The organism is Streptomyces sp. NBC_01012 (genome assembly GCF_045162755.1).
Taxonomy (GTDB): domain Bacteria; phylum Actinomycetota; class Actinomycetes; order Streptomycetales; family Streptomycetaceae; genus Streptomyces.
Genome location: NZ_CP108688.1, coordinates 293,979 through 311,404, shown reverse-complemented (window position 1 = coordinate 311,404; position 17,426 = coordinate 293,979). Strand labels below are relative to the sequence as shown.

Below are 17,426 nucleotides of genomic sequence, written 5' to 3'. Positions count from 1 at the left end.
GGCTAAGGTACAGTTTTAGAAATGATAATCATTTCTAACTGAGGTCTCCGCACCTCCCTCACCCACCCCCTCCGCACGTAAGGACACCCATCAGTGAGCGATGAACCGGCCCTCGACACACAGGTCCCGCGAGGTGGCTCCGTCGACCGCGACGTCTTCGCACCGGGCGCCGTTCGGGAAGCCGTGGCACGCGCGCTCCGGGCGGCACCCCAGGAGCCGACCGGTGACCGGGACCTCTACGAACTGGGTCTGGACTCGCTGACGCTGATGGCCCTTGTCGGTGCGTGGCGCCGGGCCGGCAGCACCGTCACGTTCCAGGACCTCACCCGCGAGCCCACTCTCGACGCCTGGACGCGCCTGCTCGCGGAGAAGAACCGGGGCGGCGAACCGTCCGACGGGCGCCCCCTGCCGCTCGCTTCCGGGCGGGCGGAGGAGACGGAGCCGTTCCCGCTGGCGACGATGCAGCACGCCTACTGGATCGGCCGGCAGGACGGACAGCCCCTCGGCGGCGTCGCCGCCCACTTCTACGTCGAGTTGGACGGCGGCGCCATCGACCCGGCCCGTCTGGACACGGCGGTGAAGGCGCTCGTCGGCCGGCACGGCATGCTGCGGGCCGTCTTCGACGACGAGGGCCGCCAGAGCTTCGGCGCGTCGCACCCCGGACTCACGGTCCACGATCTCCGTGCGCTGAGCGCGGACGAGGCGGCGGCCGAGCTGGAGCGTATGCGGGAGGGCAACACCCACGCCCGCGCGGACCTCGCCGCGGGCGATGTCTTCCGGACCGCCCTGTGCCTGCTCCCGGGCGGTGGCACGCGACTTCAGCTCGACCTCGACATGATGGCCGGGGACGCCCTGAGCCTGCGGGTCCTGCTGAACGACCTCCGGGAGCTCTACGAGTCCCCGGACACGGCGCCCGCCGCACTCGGCCTCGACTACCGCCGGTACCTCGCCGAACGCGAGCGCGGACGGGGCCCCGGCCGGGAACAGGACGCGGCCTGGTGGCGCGAACGGCTGGGCGAACTGCCGCGCGCACCGCGCCTGCCGACCACCGTCGATCCCCTCACACCCGTCCACGCGCGGGACACCTCGCTCACCCACTCAAGGCGCCTGCACCACTGGCTCGGCCCGGAGGCCAAGGCCGCGCTGATCAGCCGGTCCCGCCGGTACGGGGTCACGCCCGCCGCCGCGCTCACCACCGCCTTCGCCGAAGTCATCGCGGCCTGGAGCGGCAGCCCGAGGTTCCTGCTCAATCTCCCGCTCTTCGACCGGGAGATGTTCGCTCCCGAAGTCGGCTCACTCGTGGGCGACTTCAGCAGCTCGGTCCTGCTCGACGCGGACATGAGCGCCTCACTGCCGTTCTTCCGCCAGGCGGGGCAGACACAGGAACGGCTCCAGGCCGGCATCGCCCACGGTTCGTACAGCGGAGTGGAAGTCCTACGCGACCTCGCACGCGTCGAAGGCGCCCCGGTACTCGCACCCGTCGTCCACACCAGTGCCATCGGACTCGGCGAGATCTTCGAGCAGGACGTACAGAAGTCCTTCGGCCGGCCCGTCTGGATCATCTCGCAGGGTCCCCAGGTCTTCCTGGACGCACAGGTCACCGAGCTCGACGGCGGCTTCCTCCTCAACTGGGACGTCCGCGACGGCCTGTTCGAGCCCGGCGTCCCCGAAGCGGCCTTCGACGCATACCGCCGTCTCGTCACCGGGCTCGTCACCGAACCCTCCGCCTGGACCCGGCCGGTGGGAGACCTGCTCGGCCCCGAGGTGCTGCCCCGGCGCGCCGTCGCGGCACTGCCGCCCACCCCGCGGCCCGAGCACGCCCTGCACTCCCGGTTCTTCCGGCTCGCCGCGACCGAACCCTCACGGACCGCCGTCGTCCGTGAGGACGGCACGACCCTGACCTACGGCCGGCTCGCCCACGAGGCACGGCAGGTGGCGGCCCTGCTGCGCCGTCACGGCGTGCGCGAGGGCGACACCGTGACGGTGACGCTGCCCAAGGGCGCCGACCAGATCACCGCGGTGCTCGGGGTGCTGGCAGCCGGCGCCGCGTACGCACCCGTCGGGGTGGAACAGCCCGCTGTCCGGCGTGCGCGGATCCACACCGTCGCCGGCCCGTCGGCCGTACTCACCGACCGGGCCCACCGCCACCTGAGCGCGGATGTGCCCGTCCTTCTCCTGGAGGACGCGGCGGAGGAGACCCCGGGACCGGTCGCCGGGACCGACCCGGAACTGACTGCCTATGTGCTGTTCACCTCCGGCTCCACCGGACTGCCCAAGGGTGTCGAAGTCCCGCACCGCGCCGTCGTCAACACCGTCGAGGCGATGGAGGCGCAGTTCGGATTCGGTCCGGGCGACCGCACCCTGGCGATATCGGCCCTGGACTTCGACCTCGCCACCTGGGACATCTTCACCCCTCTCTCCGTCGGCGGGCAGGTCGTCGCGGTCGGACAGGAGCACCGCAGGGACGCCCACCACTGGGCACGCCTGGTCCGCGACCACGGGGTGACCCTCGTGCAATGCGTACCGGCCCTGCTGGACCTGCTGTTGGCGGCCGGGGAGGAGGCGGGCCTCGGGGACACGCCGCGCATGGTCCTGCTCGGCGGTGACTGGGTCGGACTCGACCAGCCGGACCGTCTGCGCTCACTCGTGCCCGGCTGCCGGTTCGTCGCGCTCGGAGGCATGACGGAAGCCGCGGTGCACTCGACGGCCTTCGAGGTGGACGCACCCGAGCCGGGGTGGAGGTCCGTGCCGTACGGACGGCCCCTGCGGAACACGAAGGCACGCGTGGTCGACGGCCGGGGACGGGACTGTCCTGACCACGTCCCGGGGGAACTGTGGGTCGGCGGCCGAGGTGTCGCGACCGGCTACCGGGCGGACCCCGAACGCACCGCGGAACGCTTCGTCGAGCACGACGGCGAGCGCTGGTACCGCAGCGGCGACCTGGCACGCTACCGGCCCGACGGCATCATCGAGTTCCTCGGCCGCGCCGACCACCAGGTCAAGATCGGCGGCCACCGCATCGAACTGGGCGAGGTCGAGTCGGCACTCGAGGACGACCCCGCCGTCCGGTACGCGGTGGCCACGGTCCTCAACACCCCGGTCAGGCGGCTCGCCGCTGCCGTCCGTGCGCACGGCACCCTCCCCTCGGCGGACGCCGTGCGCGCCCGCGCCGCCGAACGGCTGCCGGCCTACATGGTTCCGGACCGGATCGTGGTCCTGGCCGATCTGCCGCTCACCGCCAACGGCAAGCTCGACCGAAGTGCGATCCACCAGCTGCTGACGGAGACCGCCGGCGAGGAGGCCGTTCCGGTACGAGCACCGCTAGGGCCGGTGGAGAGCGCGGTCGCCGCCGAGTGGTCGGCCCTGCTCGGAGTCGACGACGTCGGCCGGGAGAGCAGCTTCTTCCACCTCGGCGGTGACTCGCTCGTCGCCACCCGCATGATCGGCCGGCTGCGCGCCGCCGGTCTCACCGGCGCACGCGTCGCCACCCTGTTCACCCACCCCGTGCTGCGCGACTTCTGCGCGACGCTGCGGCCCGCGTCGGCGGCCGACGAGGACACAGGGGACGGAGGGGCCCGGCAGGTCCTGATCCCCGACCCGGACCACGCCCATGAGCCGTTCCCGCTGACCGACGTCCAGGCCGCCTACCACACCGGGCGGGACCCCGGCTTCACCCTCGGCGGCGTCGGCACCTGGCACTACAGCGAGTTCGACGGGACAGATGTCGACCTCGACCGGATGGAACGGGCCTGGCAGGCGCTCGTGAACCGGCACGGCATGCTGCGCGCCGTCGTCACCGGTGCGGAGCAGCGGGTTCTCCCCGAGGTCCCGGCCTTCCACATCCCCACCGAGCACACCGACGTCGAAGGTGCCCCCGCGGCCCTGGCCCGGCTGCGCGAGCGCCTGGCCCACCAGGTGCGCGACCCCGGGCAATGGCCCCTGTTCGCGGTCGAGGCGGTGCGCCACCCGGATGCCTCGGGCACGACCAGGACCCGGCTCGGCATAGGCCTCGACTACCTCGTCCTCGACGCGCTGTCCATCACCACGCTCTATGCCGAGCTCAACGCCCTCTACGCCGACCCGGACCGGCAACTCCCGCCCATCGACGTCTCGTTCCGCGACTACCTCACCCAGCTGCCCAAGGATCCCGCCGCGGCCGAGCGCGCCCGCGCGCACTGGCGGGGAAGGCTCGCCGAGCTGCCCCCGAGCCCCGCGCTGCCCTTCGCCCGTGATCCCGCGACGCTCGGAGCCCCCTCCTTCACCCGGCGGCGGCTGCGGCTGGAGCCGGCGGACTGGCAGGTGCTGAAGGAAGGCGCCGCCCGCCACGGGCTGACACCCTCCACCGTCCTGCTCGCGCTGTACTGCGAGGTGCTGGCCGCCTGGAGCGGCACGGACGCCGTCACCGTCACGCTGACCCTGTTCAACCGACGTGACGCACACCCTCATATCCACCGGGTGCTGGGCGACTTCACCTCGCTGTCGCTGGCGGGTCACCGCAGGGACAAGGAGGGCTGGCTGGCGTCCGCGCGCGCCCTGCAGCGGCGCCAGGCCGAGGATCTCGACCACAGGGACGTGCCGATCGACTGGCTGCTGCGGGAGTTCGGCCGCCGTGCGGGGACCGTGGAGTCCGTCGCCCCCGTCGTGTTCACCAGCGCGGTGGGCGTCGGTGACGCGGCCCTGTCGGATCCCGGCAGCGGTTTCCCCGCGAAGGTCTGGGGCATCTCGCAGTCCCCGCAGGTCTGTCTCGACAACCAGGTCACCGAGGAGGCCGGGGCGCTCGTCGTCACCTGGGACGCGGTGGAGGAACTGTTCGGCGCCGGTGTCCTGGACGCCATGTTCGACGCCCACACCGGGCTGCTGCACCATCTGGTGACGAGCGACTGGGCGGCGGCCCCCCTGCCCGACCTGCTGCCCGCCGCACAGCGGGAGCGGCGCGAGGCCGCGGCGCTGGAGTCCCGACGCGAACAGCCGGTCCCCGCCCTGCTGCACGAGGCCTTCTTCGCGCACGCCCGGAACAGCCCCGGCCGCACGGCACTGGTCACCGCGGACGGTGCGACGACCGGGTACGGGGTGCTGGCCGGGCAGGCACTGCGTACGGCCGCCGCTCTGGTGGCAGCCGGAGTGGGTGCGGGCGAGCCGGTCGCCGTCACCCTGCCCAAGGGCCCGGAACAGATCGCCGCCGTGCTGGGGGTGGCCGCCGCCGGCGCCGCCTATGTGCCGCTCGGCCCCGATCAGCCCGCCGCCCGGCTGGAGCGGGTACGGGCCACGGCAGGGTTCCGCCTCGTGGTGGGCGGCTGGCCCGGTGCGGGCGGCCCGGCGGCGCCTCGCGCGCTGTCGTTCCCGGAGACCCAGGAGAGCCCGCCGCTGTCCGCCCCCAGGGAGTCCCATCCCGACGCACTCGCCTATGTGATCTTCACATCGGGTTCGACGGGTGAGCCCAAGGGCGTCGAGATCACCCACGCCGCGGCCTGGAACACCGTCGCCGATGTCACGGCCCGCCACGGCGTCTGTGCCGACGACCGGGTGTTCGCCCTGTCGGCGCTGGACTTCGACCTGTCCGTCTACGACATCTTCGGACTGCTCTCCGCCGGCGGCTCGCTGCTGCTGCCCACCGAGGAGCTGCGCCGTGAACCGTCCCGCTGGCCAGGACTGGTGGACCGACACGACGTGACGGTGTGGAACACCGTGCCCGCCCTGCTGGGACTGCTGCTCGACGCCGACGAACGGGCCGCACCGGGCAGCGGCGCCATCCGTGGCCTGCGTACCGCTCTTGTCTCGGGGGACTGGATCGGCCTCGATCTCCCCGGACGCCTGAGGCAACGGACTGCGCGTCCGTGCGAGTTCGTCGCCATGGGCGGCGCCACCGAGGCATCCGTCTGGTCGAACACCCTGACGGTCGACACGGTGGACCCCGAGTGGGCCTCCATCCCGTACGGGCGGCCCCTGACCGGACAGCACTACCGGGTGGTCGACCCGACCGGGCGCGACTGCCCGGACTGGACCCCCGGCGAGCTGTGGATCGGCGGCCTCGGTCTTGCCCGTGGCTATCTGTCGGACCCTCGGCGCACAGCCGACAAGTTCGTCGTGCGCGACGGACGCCGTTGGTACCGCACGGGCGACCTCGGGCGCTACCGGGACGACGGGACACTCGAATTCCTCGGCCGCCTCGACAGCCAGCTGAAGATCGCCGGCCACCGCATCGAGGCCGGTGAGATCGAGACCGCCATCGAAGCGCACCCCGACGTCGCACGCGCCGCCGTGGTCGCGGTGGGCGAGCGCACCGCGAGACGTCTCGTCGGCTTCGTCGTACCACGCGAAGCCGCAGCCGACGGATTCACACCGTCCATCCCCGACTGGCTGGCCGAACGTCTTGCGGCCTACGCCGTCCCCTCCCGTGTGCTGTCACTGCCCGCCCTGCCGCTCACGGGCAACGGCAAGGTGGACCGGAACGCCCTGGTCCGCACGGCGGAGCAGGAGACCGCCGTCACCGGCGCCGAACCGCCCAGGGGCGAGGTCGAGACCGTACTCGCGGACCTCTGGCAGACGTACGCACCCGGCCACGCACCGGACCGCAACGCCAACTTCTTCACGATCGGCGGGGACAGCCTCTCCGCGCTCCGCCTGGTCGGCGCGGTCGAGAAACGGCTCGGGGTCGCCGTGCCCGCACGGCTCCTGTACGCCGCTCCGACCATCGCCGCACTCGGCGCGGACATCAGCCGCACCCTCGCCGCCGACACGACCGCCTATGAAACAGGAGAACTGTGACAGCCACTGAACTGCTGGCCCGCTGCACCGACGAAGGCGTGCACCTGTGGGCGCAGGACGGACAACTCCGCTTCCGCGCACCGCAGGGCCGGCTCACGGACGAACTCCGGGCAGCGCTGCGTACACACAAGGAAGCGATCCTTCGGCACCTGGAGGCGGACCGGGCAGTCCTGCGGAGCGACGAGGCCGGCCGCCACGACCCCTTCCCGCTGACCGACATCCAGGCGGCGTACCTCATCGGCCGCACCGACGCCTACGCCTACGGCGGTGTCGGCTGCCATGCCTACGTCGAACTGGAATACGGCGAGCTCGACGTGGCACGCGTCGCCACCGTGTGGGATGAGCTGGTCCAGCGGCACGACATGCTGCGCGCAGTCATCCACGGCGACGGCTACCAGCAGGTGCTGCCCGAGGTACCCGCCCTCGATGTGACGGTCGAAGACCTGTCCTCGCTCACCGACGCGAGCGAGGCCGAAGCGGCCGTCGAGCGCACCAGGGCACGGATGTCCGCGGGCGGACGGCCCACCGACCGCTGGCCGCTGTTCGAGGTGCAGGTCAGCCTGACGCCCTCGCGGGCCGTCCTGCATCTGTCCTTCGACATGCTGACCGTCGACCACGCCAGTCTGAGGATCCTGCTCGCCGAGTTCCGGACGCGTTACGGCGGCTCCGCTTTGTCGCAGGAGCCCCGCATCTCCTTCCGCGACTACGTACTGGCCCGGCGTGCCCTGGCCGACAGCGCCGACCACTCCAGGGACCGGGCCTACTGGACGGAGCGGCTCGACACGCTCCCGCCCGCACCCGAGCTGCCCCTCGCGGAGGCCTGGGAGCCCGGGCCTGCCGGCACCGTGGCGTTCTCCCGCCTGGAGTGCCCGCTGTCCTCCGCCGACCGGGAACGCTTCACCGAGCGCGCCGCCCGCCGTGGACTGACCGTCTCGACCGCCCTGCTCACCGCGTACGCCGAGACCGTCGGCCGCTGGTCGCGGACCACACGGTTCACCCTCAACGTGCCGACGGTCGACCGGCCCCCGCTGCACGAGGACATCGGCCGGCTCGTCGGTGACTTCACCTCACTCGAACTGCTGGCCGTGGACCTCGACACCCCCGCGGCCTTCCGCGACCGGGTCGCCGCCATCGGAGCCCAGCTCCTGGAGGACCTGAGCCACCCGCTGTTCACCGGATCGGAGGTGCTGGCCGAGCTCTCCCGCAAGGCCGGAGCCCCGGTCCTGATGCCGGTCGTCTTCACCGGCGCGCTCGGCACGGGAGCCACCGCCGACGGCGTGCCCCCGGAGGTGACCTGTGCCCTCACCCGGACACCGCAGGTATGGCTCGACTGCCAGGTCATGCGGCGCGGCGACGCGCTGATCCTGTCCTGGGACATCCGCGACGGTGCGCTCAGCGACTCGGTCGCCCAGGACATGTTCGCCGCATGGACCGGCCTGGTACGCCTGCTCGCGGGCGAAGGGTCCGCGAGCGAGGCGGCCTGGGACGAACCGGCCCGTATCGAGCTGCCGGCCACCCAGGTGGCCCGCAGGGCCGAGGCGAACGCGACCGACGGCCCCCTGCCGGACGCCCTGCTCCATGAACCCGTACTCGCCAGGGCCGAGGCCGCACCGGACGCCGTCGCGGTCCGCACACCCGAACTGGCCCTCTCGTACCGGCAACTCGTCGCCCGCGGGAACGCCCTGGCCGACGCGCTGGAGGAGTCCGGGCTGCGGCCGGGCGAGCCGGTGGCCGTCTGGATGGACAAGGGATGGGAGCAGGCCGTCGCCGTGCTCGGCGTCCTCATCGCGGGCGGCGCGTACCTCCCCGTCGACACGGCGCAGCCGTCGGCCCGCCGGGACACGATCATGGCGGACGCCGGAGTGCGTACGGTCCTGACGCAGTCCTGGCTCGCCGAGACCGACGACCTTCCGGCACACCTGTCGTCCATCGCCGTCGACGCGCCGGCGGAGGGCGTCGGGTCGGGGCGCCCCCGCGCCCACCGCGACCCCGACGACCTCGCCTACGTCATCTACACATCGGGCTCCACGGGCACGCCCAAGGGCGTGATGATCAGCCACCGCGCCGCGCTCAACACCGTCCAGGACATCAACCGCCGCTACGGCGTCACCGACCGGGACCGTGTCCTCGGCATCGCGGGGCTCAGCTTCGACCTCTCCGTCTACGACCTGTTCGGTACGCTCTCGGCCGGCGCGACACTCGTCCTGCCCCAGGCCGAACGGCGCGGCGACCCGTCCCACTGGGCCGAACTCATCCGTGACTTCGGTGTCACGGTCTGGAACTCCGTACCCGGCCAACTGCACATGCTGTGCGACTGGCTCCGCGCGGAACCTCCCGCCGACGACAGCACCCCGAGGCTGGCCCTGATCTCCGGCGACTGGGTCCCGGTCGCCCTGCCCGACGAGGCCCGTGCCGTCCTGCCCGGCCTTGAGGTCATCTCCCTCGGCGGCGCCACCGAAGGCTCCATCTGGTCCATCGCGCACCCCGTCGGCGATGTGGACACCGCCCGCCCGAGCATCCCCTACGGCAAGCCGCTGACGAACCAGAGGTTCGCGGTGCTCGACAAGCAGCTGCGCCCGTGCCCCGAATGGGTGCCGGGCGAGCTGTACATCGCCGGAGCCGGGGTCGCCCTCGGCTACCTCGGCGACGAGGAGCGCACCGCGGAGCGGTTCGTCGAGCACCCCGCCGACGGCGAACGCATCTACCGTACGGGCGACCTCGGACGCTATCTCCCCGACGGCACCATCGAGTTCCTCGGCCGCGAGGACGCACAGGTGAAGATCCGCGGCTACCGGGTGGAACTGGCCGAGGTCGAAGCCGCCGTGCAGGCACACCCGCACGTGGCCGCGGGCGCGGTCGTCGTCGACGACTCCGCCTCCGGCGGAAGGCGCCTCGCCGCCTTCGTGGAGACGGCCCGCCGGGACGGCGACGCGCCGGCACACTCCCGCCCGGACAAGGTCCACAAGGCGGCCGCCGAGGCCGTGCGCGAGGCGTCCGACGCGGTGGACCCCACCCGGCTGACGGAGTTCCTCGACGCACTGGACGAGGTCGCGCTCGCCGCGATGACACGCGTGCTCACGACGGCAGGGCTCTTCGCCGACGGCACCGCGCACACAGCGGACGAGGTGTGCACCACCCTGCGTTCCACCCCCCGCCACCGGCACATCGTGCGGCGCTGGCTGCGCGCCCTGGTCCGCCGGGGCAGGCTCACGCACCACGACGCCGACGACACCTACGGCGGCCTCACCGCCGTCACCGCAGCCGAGGCGGAACGCGCCCGGCAGCGCGCCGCCGAGCTGGAGCGCCACGTCGGGTGGAGCACCGAACTGCTCACCGTCATGCGGACCTGTACCGAGCGGCTGCCCGAGCTGATCGCGGGAGACACCGGCATCAGGGAACTGCTCTTCCCCGGCGCCGCCCTGGAGGCCGCGGACGCCGCCTACCGCGACAACCTCGCCATCCGTCACCTCAACCGCGCCGTCGTCACCGCGCTGCGGGAGATCGCCGCCGCACACACCGGTGAGGACCGGCTGCGCGTCCTCGAGGTGGGCGGGGGCGTCGGCGGCACCACGGGCGAACTGGCGCCCGCACTCGCCGAGTACGGGGTCGACTACCTCTTCACCGACCCGTCGGCGTTCTTCCTCAACGAGGCACGGGAACGCTTCGCCGACCACACCTGGATGCGCTACCAGCGCTTCGACGTCGACGACGACCCTCGCGCCCAGGGCCTCCTTCCCAACACCTTCGACGTCGTGGTGTGCGCCAACACCCTGCACGCCGCAGCTGACGCCGACGCGGCGGTGGGCCGACTGCGGGAACTGCTGGTCCCCGGCGGACAGCTGGTGTTCGTCGAGAACACCCGCGACGAGAACTGTCCGCTGCTGGTCTCGATGGAGTTCCTGGAGGTCGCCGGACACACCTGGACCGACGTACGCGCGCACACCGGCCAGTCCTTCCTGACCCACACACAGTGGCGGGAGCTCCTCGGCCGGCACGGGGCGACGGATGCCGTCTCCCTGCCGGAACCCGGAGACCCCCTGGCAGCCACCGGGCAGGAGGTGTTCATCGCCACCATGAAGGGCGACCGGCACCATGTGCCCGTGGGCGAGCTGGCACGCGCCGCCGCCAACCGTCTGCCCGACTACATGCTCCCCACGGTCTGGCAGGTCGTCGACGCCCTGCCCCGCACTGCCAACGGCAAGACCGACCGGGCACTGCTGCGCACCTGGCTCCCCGGGGAGACCGAGCAGCCCGTGGTGGACGAGCAGCCGATGGACGAACTGGAGAGCAGCCTGGCGCAGCTCTGGGCGGAACTCCTGTCGGCCCCACGCGTCACCAGGAACGACGACTTCTTCGCCCTGGGAGGGGACTCGCTGCTGGTCGCCCGCATGGTGGCCCAGCTCCGCGACCGCGTACCGCGGACCGCCGCACTCGAATGGGAAGTGGTCCTGCGGCACATGCTCCGCCGCCCCACCGTGGCCGGTCTCGCGGGTTTCCTGCGTGGGCTCTCGGACGAGGAGGAGAACCCGGGGGACGCGAACGCGATACGCACCGACCCCGTCATCCATCTGCACGGCGCAAGGTCGGCGGACGAACCGACGACGGTGCTGGTGCACGCGGGGACGGCCACGATCATGCCGTACCGGGCGCTGATCACCGAGATCAGACGGCGTTCCCCCGGACTCGCCGAGGTGGTCGGCGTGGAGGTCCCGGATCTGAACGGATTCCTCGCCGCCCCGCCGGAAGGACTCATCGAACGGCTGGCCGCCGACTACGCACGCGCCCTGCGGGCAGGCGGCCGGAGCCGCTTCCATGTCGTGGGCTACTGCCTGGGCGGACTGATCGCCACCGAGGTGGCGCGCCAGCTGGCCGAGTCCGGGGCCGAGGTGGAGAGCCTCACCGTCATCAGCAGCCACAGTCCGCGCTTCAGGCTGGACGACGAACTGCTCTCCGAGTACTCCTTCGCCGTCATGATGGGCATCGACCCCAAGGCGCTGGGCTTCCCCGGCGACCAGTACCGGGTGGCCGCCGCGGCCGACGCGGTCCTGGCCGGCAGCCCCGGGGTCCTGCCCGACGGCGGACTCGCCGCGCTGCCCGCCGAGTTCGACGACGTCGCCCACCGCTTCCGCGCCCTGGCCGATGTGCCGCGCGCCACGCGCATCGCCCGGATGTGCGAGGCGGTTCCGGCGTCGGCGGGCAGCTACGAACCCGACCACATGACACGTCTGTTCCTCGCCTTCCGGCAGAGCGTGTTCGCCATCACCCGTTACGACGCAGAGCCGTACGCGGGCGACATCACCTTCCTGCGTCACGACGGCGCCTACCCCTTCCCGGGGAGCAAGGACGCCGTCACCGCCTACTGGCACGAACTGGCCCTGGGCGACCTCGACATCGTCGACATCGGTGGCGACCACTACAGCTGTCTCTCGGTCGAACACGCCCCCGGCATCCTCAAGACCCTCAGCGAGCTGACCCGGGGAGCGATCACCCGATGACGAAGAGACCCCTCATCGGTGTCCTGGGCGCGTCCGGAGCCGTGGGCCGGGCGGCCGTACGCGAGCTGCGGGCCCTCGGGCACGGCGGACTGCGGCTGGGCGGACGTAACCCTTCGGCGCTCCGCCCGATCGCCGATCCGGCCCCCTGCAACCCCGACGAGACCGTACGGGCGGACGCCGACGTGCCGGACGGTCTGCGCGCCTTCACCGACGGATGCGACATCGTCCTCAACTGCGTGGGCCCCACCTACCGGCTGCGGGCCACCGTGGCGTCGGCCGCGCTCGCCGCGGGTGCGCACTGCGTGGACGTGGCCGGGGACGACCCGGCGGCCGAGGACCTCATCCGGCACGGCGACCCCGTCCGCGACGGCCGGACCGTGATCCTTTCGGCGGGCGCGCTGCCAGGGCTGTCCAGTCTGCTGCCGCGCTGGCTGGCCCGGCAGGGCATCGACCGGCCCACCGGGCTCACCGCGCACTGCGGCGGCCTGGAGAACTGCTCGCCCACGGTGGCGCAGGACCTCATGCTCTCGCTCACCTCGGGGGGCGCGGACGGCGCGGCCTACGGCGAGCCGCTCGCGGCCGTCCGGGGCGGCCGACGCGTCCCACGCGCGCTGCGCACCACCGAGGACGCACGACGGGACGGGTTCCCCGGCCGGGTCGCCCTCCAGCCCTACCTCAGCGGCGAGAGCGAACGCCTCGCCGGTGAACTGGGCCTCGAACGGCTCGACTGGTACAACGTCCACCCGGGCCCGCAGGTGCGCGCCCTGCTCAGCCTCCTGCCGGGCCGTCTCGCCGAAGGCGCGGACCCCGACGACCTGGCACGCCGGCTGATCCTCGCCGCCGAACTCGACCTGGCCGGCCGCAAGCCCTACTACGTCATGGACTTCGAGCTGGCGGGGACCGCGTCAGGACGGCCCGCGACCGCCGGACTGACACTGCGCGCCGCGAGCAGCTACCGGCTCACGGCCGCCGTCGGAGCACTCGCCGTGGACGCCGTCCTGAACGCCGCCGTGCCCCCGGGCATTCACTTCGCGTGCGACGTGCTCGACCCGAACACCGTGGTCGGCCACCTGCGTGCGGGCGGCGCCGGCGAGCTACGGCTCACCGGCACCGCGGCGGCGGACAGCGGAGCGGTCGAGGAGGGGGTGCTGTGACCGCCGCACCGCCCGCCGCACCGCCCGCCGCGCAGACCGCCGCACCGCCCTTCCGCGTCCTGGTCTGCGGCACCAACTTCGGCCGTTTCTACGCCGATGCCGTCCGGCGGCGGCCCGGATACGTACTGGCCGGCATCCTGAGCCGGGGCTCCGCCGCCTCACAGGCGTACGCGCAGAGCGCGGGTGTGCCCTGCTGGACGGACGTCGACCAGCTGCCCGACGACATCGACGCCGCGTGTGTGGCGGTCAGCTCCTCGATCTCCGGAGGGGAGGGCACCGGTCTTGCCAGGGCCCTGATGGACCGGGGTATCCATGTGCTCCAGGAACACCCCGTACACCTCGCGGAACTGACCGGCAGTCTGAAGCACGCGCGCCGCCGAGGAGTGCAGTTCCGCGTCAACACCCACTATCCGCACGTCGGTCCCGTCCGTGCCTTCATCGACGCGGCCCGCAGGCTCACCGGTCTGCAGAAACCGCTGTTCGTGGACGCGGCCACCCCCGTCCATCTGATGCACCCGATGGTCGACATCCTGGGGCAGGCGCTCGGATCCCTGCGGCCCTGGCGCTTCGCCGATCCGCCCGCCCTGCCCGCGGACATCGGGCCGCAGCCCTTCCGCGTACTGCAGGGCATGATCGCCGGTGTACCCGCCACCGTGCGGGTACACCACCAGCTCGATCCGTCCGACCGGGACAACCACGCACTGCACTGGCACCGGATCTCCCTCGGCACCGAGGGCGGTGTCCTCGCCCTGGCCGACACGCACGGACCGGTCCTGTGGAGCCCGCGGCTGCACATCACCAGGGACACCGACCGCAGGTTCGTCCTGGACGGCCCCGGCACCGGAGGGCTCGGCCTCGGGACCACCGCGGTGGTCGGGAACACCGGGACCTTCCGCGATGTGTTCACCGAGCTGTGGCCGCAGGCGATCGGCAGCGCCCTCGACGGCCTGCGCGACGCGGCGGTCCGCAACGGCGACGCCCTTCGAGCCGGCCAGTACGACCTCGCCGTGTGCCGCACCTGGTCCGACCTTGCGGCACGGCTCGGGCCACCCGAGATCGTCCGGCCGGCGACTCCGCGCCCGCTCGCGGCCGGTGACCTGTTCCCGGATCCCACGCCCTGTGCGGCTCCCGACCCGCCCGCTCCGCCCGCTCCGCCCGCCCCGCCCGCTCCGCAGGGGTCCGCTCAGGCCGACGCCACCGGGGGAGTGGCGCCCTACACCCCCTCCGCCGAGTTCTTCGATCTCGTCGCGGCACGGCACACCGCGACCGCGAGTGCTTCGGCCGTCGCCGCACTGTTCGCCGACGCCGACCTCGGTGCAGGACCGGTGCTCGACATCGGCGCGGGGACCGGCCTCCTGACCGAAGCCGTCGCACGCGCCAGGCCGGACGTGGAGATCCTCGCCTGCGAGCCCGCGGTCGGCATGCGCGCCGTACTGACCAGCCGGGTCTTCAGCGACCCCGACCTGCGCACCCGGGTCACCGTCACGGCGGACGCCGCCCCGGACCTCGAACTCCCCGACCGCATCGGCGCCGTCCTCCTGAGCGGGGTACTCGGCCACCTCGACGCGGGGGAGCGCCGCACGCTCTGGGCCAGGCTGAGACAGCGTCTGGCACCCGGGGGCCTCGTCGTCGTCGAGCTCATGGGATTCGACACGCCGCTGACCCTCCCGGAGACCAGGCTCGCCACGGCCGGTGCCGGACACCACCGCTACACCTGGTCGTTCGCGGGAGCACCGGACGAGGCGGACCCGTCCGCGATGCGGCTGTACAGCACCTGGCGTGTCCATCGGGACGACACACCGGACGTGGTGCGCGAGGTGCACGACTCCTACCGCTGGACACCCTTCGGCCTGAACGACGTCGCCGCCGAGTCCGGCATGAGCGTGCGCACCCTGCCCACCCGGTCCGGCGCACCGCCGCTGGCCGTACTCACCCACGAGCCCGGCACGGCGGCGACCGCCGCCGAACGCCGTCCCTCTCCGTCACGACCCACCGAGGACCACCGATGAACACGCCCCACGACTTCCCGATCCGGCGCGGCTGCCCCTTCGCCGCGCCCGAGGAGTACGACGCCCTGCGCACCGAAGAACCGGTGGCCCGTGTGACGCTGCCGACCGCGCGCGAGGCATGGGTGGTGTCGCGCTACGACGACGTACGCGCCCTGCTCGCCGACCCACGGGTCAGCGCGGACATCCGCCGGCCGGGCTTCCCCGCGCTCGGTGAGGGGGAGCAGGAGGCGGGGGCAAGATTCCGCCCCTTCATCCGCACCGACGCCCCCGAGCACACCCGCTACCGCCGCATGCTCCTCCCGGAGTTCACCGTCCGTCAGGTCCGCACCATGCGGCCCGCCGTACAGGCCCGGGTGGACGAACTGCTGGACGACATGCTCGCCGCCGAGCAGCCGGTCGACTTCGTCTCCGTGTACGCCAACGCCGTCTCCACATCGGTGATCTGCGAACTGCTCGGCATCCCACGGGAGAACCTCGAGTTCTTCCGCGACGTGACCCGGATCTCCGGCTCCCGTCACAGCACCGCCGAACAGGTCTCCGAAGCGCTCGGCGGCCTCTTCGGGCTGATCGCCGACCTGGTGGCCGAGCGCCGGAAGAACCCGGGCGACGACCTGCTGTCCAAGCTCGTCGTCGAGCACCTGAACACCGGCGCCATCACACTGGACGAACTGCTGTCCACCGTCGGCATCACCATCAACGCCGGACGCGAGACCAGCACCAACATGATCGCCCTGAGCACGCTGCTCCTCCTGGACCGTCCCGACCTCAAGGAGGAACTACGGGCCGAGCCCTCGCTGATGCCCCGTGCGGTCGACGAACTCCTGCGCGTCCTGTCCATCGCCGACTCCATCCCCCTGCGCGTGGCCGCCGATGACATCGAGCTCTCCGGCCGGGTGATACCCGCCGACGACGGCGTCATCGGACTCCTCGCCGGTGCCAACCACGACCCCGAACGCTTCGAGCACCCCGGGCGGGTGGACTTCCACCGGCCGGACAACCACCACATCGCCTTCGGATACGGCGTCCACCAGTGCGTCGGACAGCATCTGGCCCGGCTGGAACTGGAGATCGCCCTGGAGACACTCCTGCGCCGGGTACCGACCCTGCGCCTCGCCTGCGACCGCGAGCAGGTCGGCTTCAAGCACGACTCGGCCACCTTCGGCCTCGAAGAGCTGATGGTGACCTGGTGACCTGGATCAGGCGCTGGAACAGCGGGGCAGGTGCCCGGATCCGGCTGATCTGCCTTCCCCACGCGGGCGGCAGCGCGAGCTTCTACCGCCCCTGGGCGGCCCTGCTGCCCCCCGAGGCCGAACTGCTCGGCGTGCAGTACCCGGGCCGCGAGGACCGCCTCCAGGACCCCATGATCGACACGATGGGCGAGCTGGTCACCGCACTCGCCGACGCCCTGCCACCCCTGCTCGACCGGCCGTACGCCCTGTTCGGGCACAGCATGGGATCGGCCGTCGCCTGGGAGCTGGCCCACGAGCTGAGCCGACGCGGTGCACCGCAGCCGCGCAGGATGTTCGTCTCGGGCCGTGCCGCTCCGCACACCGCGGTGGCCGGAGACGTACACCGCCGGGACGACGACGTGCTCTGCGCCGAACTGCGCCGGCTCGGCGGCACCAGCGGCGAGGTCCTCGACGACCCTGGGCTGCGCTCCCTGGTCCTGGGGATCGTGCGCAACGACTACCGGCTCATCGAGACGTACCGGCCGGACGTCCGTCCACTGCTGGACTGCCCCGTGCACGTGCTCACCGGCGCCGATGACCCGGAACTCGACCGGGAGCGGGTCCTGGAGAGGGCCGGCGGCTGGGCGGACCTCACGACCGCCCGCACCGAGGTACGCACCTTCCCCGGCGACCACTTCTACCTCACACCCCGGCGCCGCGAAGTGGTCGCCACCGTCCTGCGGCGGATGGACCCCTCGCTGATCACGGGCGGACAGACGTGGCCGAGCACCCCGTGAGCCGGCCGACGTGTCCTTCCGCCCCTCCCTCCCCGTG

6 protein-coding genes are annotated in these 17,426 nt (G+C 72.5%); all 6 read left to right on the top strand.

Annotated elements, in window-relative coordinates; genetic code table 11:
- Positions 1 to 93: 93 nt before the first annotated feature.
- From OG623_RS01285 to OG623_RS01260, 6 genes are read left to right on the top strand one after another with little or no spacing between them, the layout of a single operon-like run.
- Positions 94 to 6,765, top strand: a complete 6,672-nt coding sequence (locus OG623_RS01285; RefSeq protein ID WP_406143470.1) for an amino acid adenylation domain-containing protein — start codon at positions 94 to 96, stop codon at positions 6,763 to 6,765.
- Positions 6,762 to 12,260, top strand: coding sequence for an amino acid adenylation domain-containing protein (locus OG623_RS01280; protein ID WP_406143468.1), 5,499 nt, complete (start codon positions 6,762 to 6,764; stop codon positions 12,258 to 12,260). Before OG623_RS01285 ends, OG623_RS01280 begins: the two co-directional genes overlap by 4 nt.
- On the top strand, positions 12,257 to 13,414 hold the full coding sequence (locus tag OG623_RS01275; RefSeq protein WP_406143466.1) for a saccharopine dehydrogenase NADP-binding domain-containing protein: 1,158 nt from the start codon (positions 12,257 to 12,259) through the stop codon (positions 13,412 to 13,414). Before OG623_RS01280 ends, OG623_RS01275 begins: the two co-directional genes overlap by 4 nt.
- Entirely contained in the window at positions 13,411 to 15,423 is a 2,013-nt protein-coding gene (locus tag OG623_RS01270) for a Gfo/Idh/MocA family oxidoreductase (RefSeq protein ID WP_406143465.1), read from the top strand. Before OG623_RS01275 ends, OG623_RS01270 begins: the two co-directional genes overlap by 4 nt.
- Positions 15,420 to 16,613 carry a cytochrome P450 gene (locus OG623_RS01265; RefSeq protein ID WP_406143464.1) on the top strand — a complete coding sequence of 398 codons (1,194 nt, stop codon included), beginning with the start codon at positions 15,420 to 15,422 and terminating at the stop codon, positions 16,611 to 16,613. The genes OG623_RS01270 and OG623_RS01265 overlap by 4 nt, the downstream gene beginning before the upstream one ends.
- Positions 16,610 to 17,389, top strand: coding sequence for a thioesterase II family protein (locus OG623_RS01260; RefSeq protein WP_406143462.1), 780 nt, complete (start codon positions 16,610 to 16,612; stop codon positions 17,387 to 17,389). Before OG623_RS01265 ends, OG623_RS01260 begins: the two co-directional genes overlap by 4 nt.
- Positions 17,390 to 17,426: the final 37 nt, after the last annotated feature.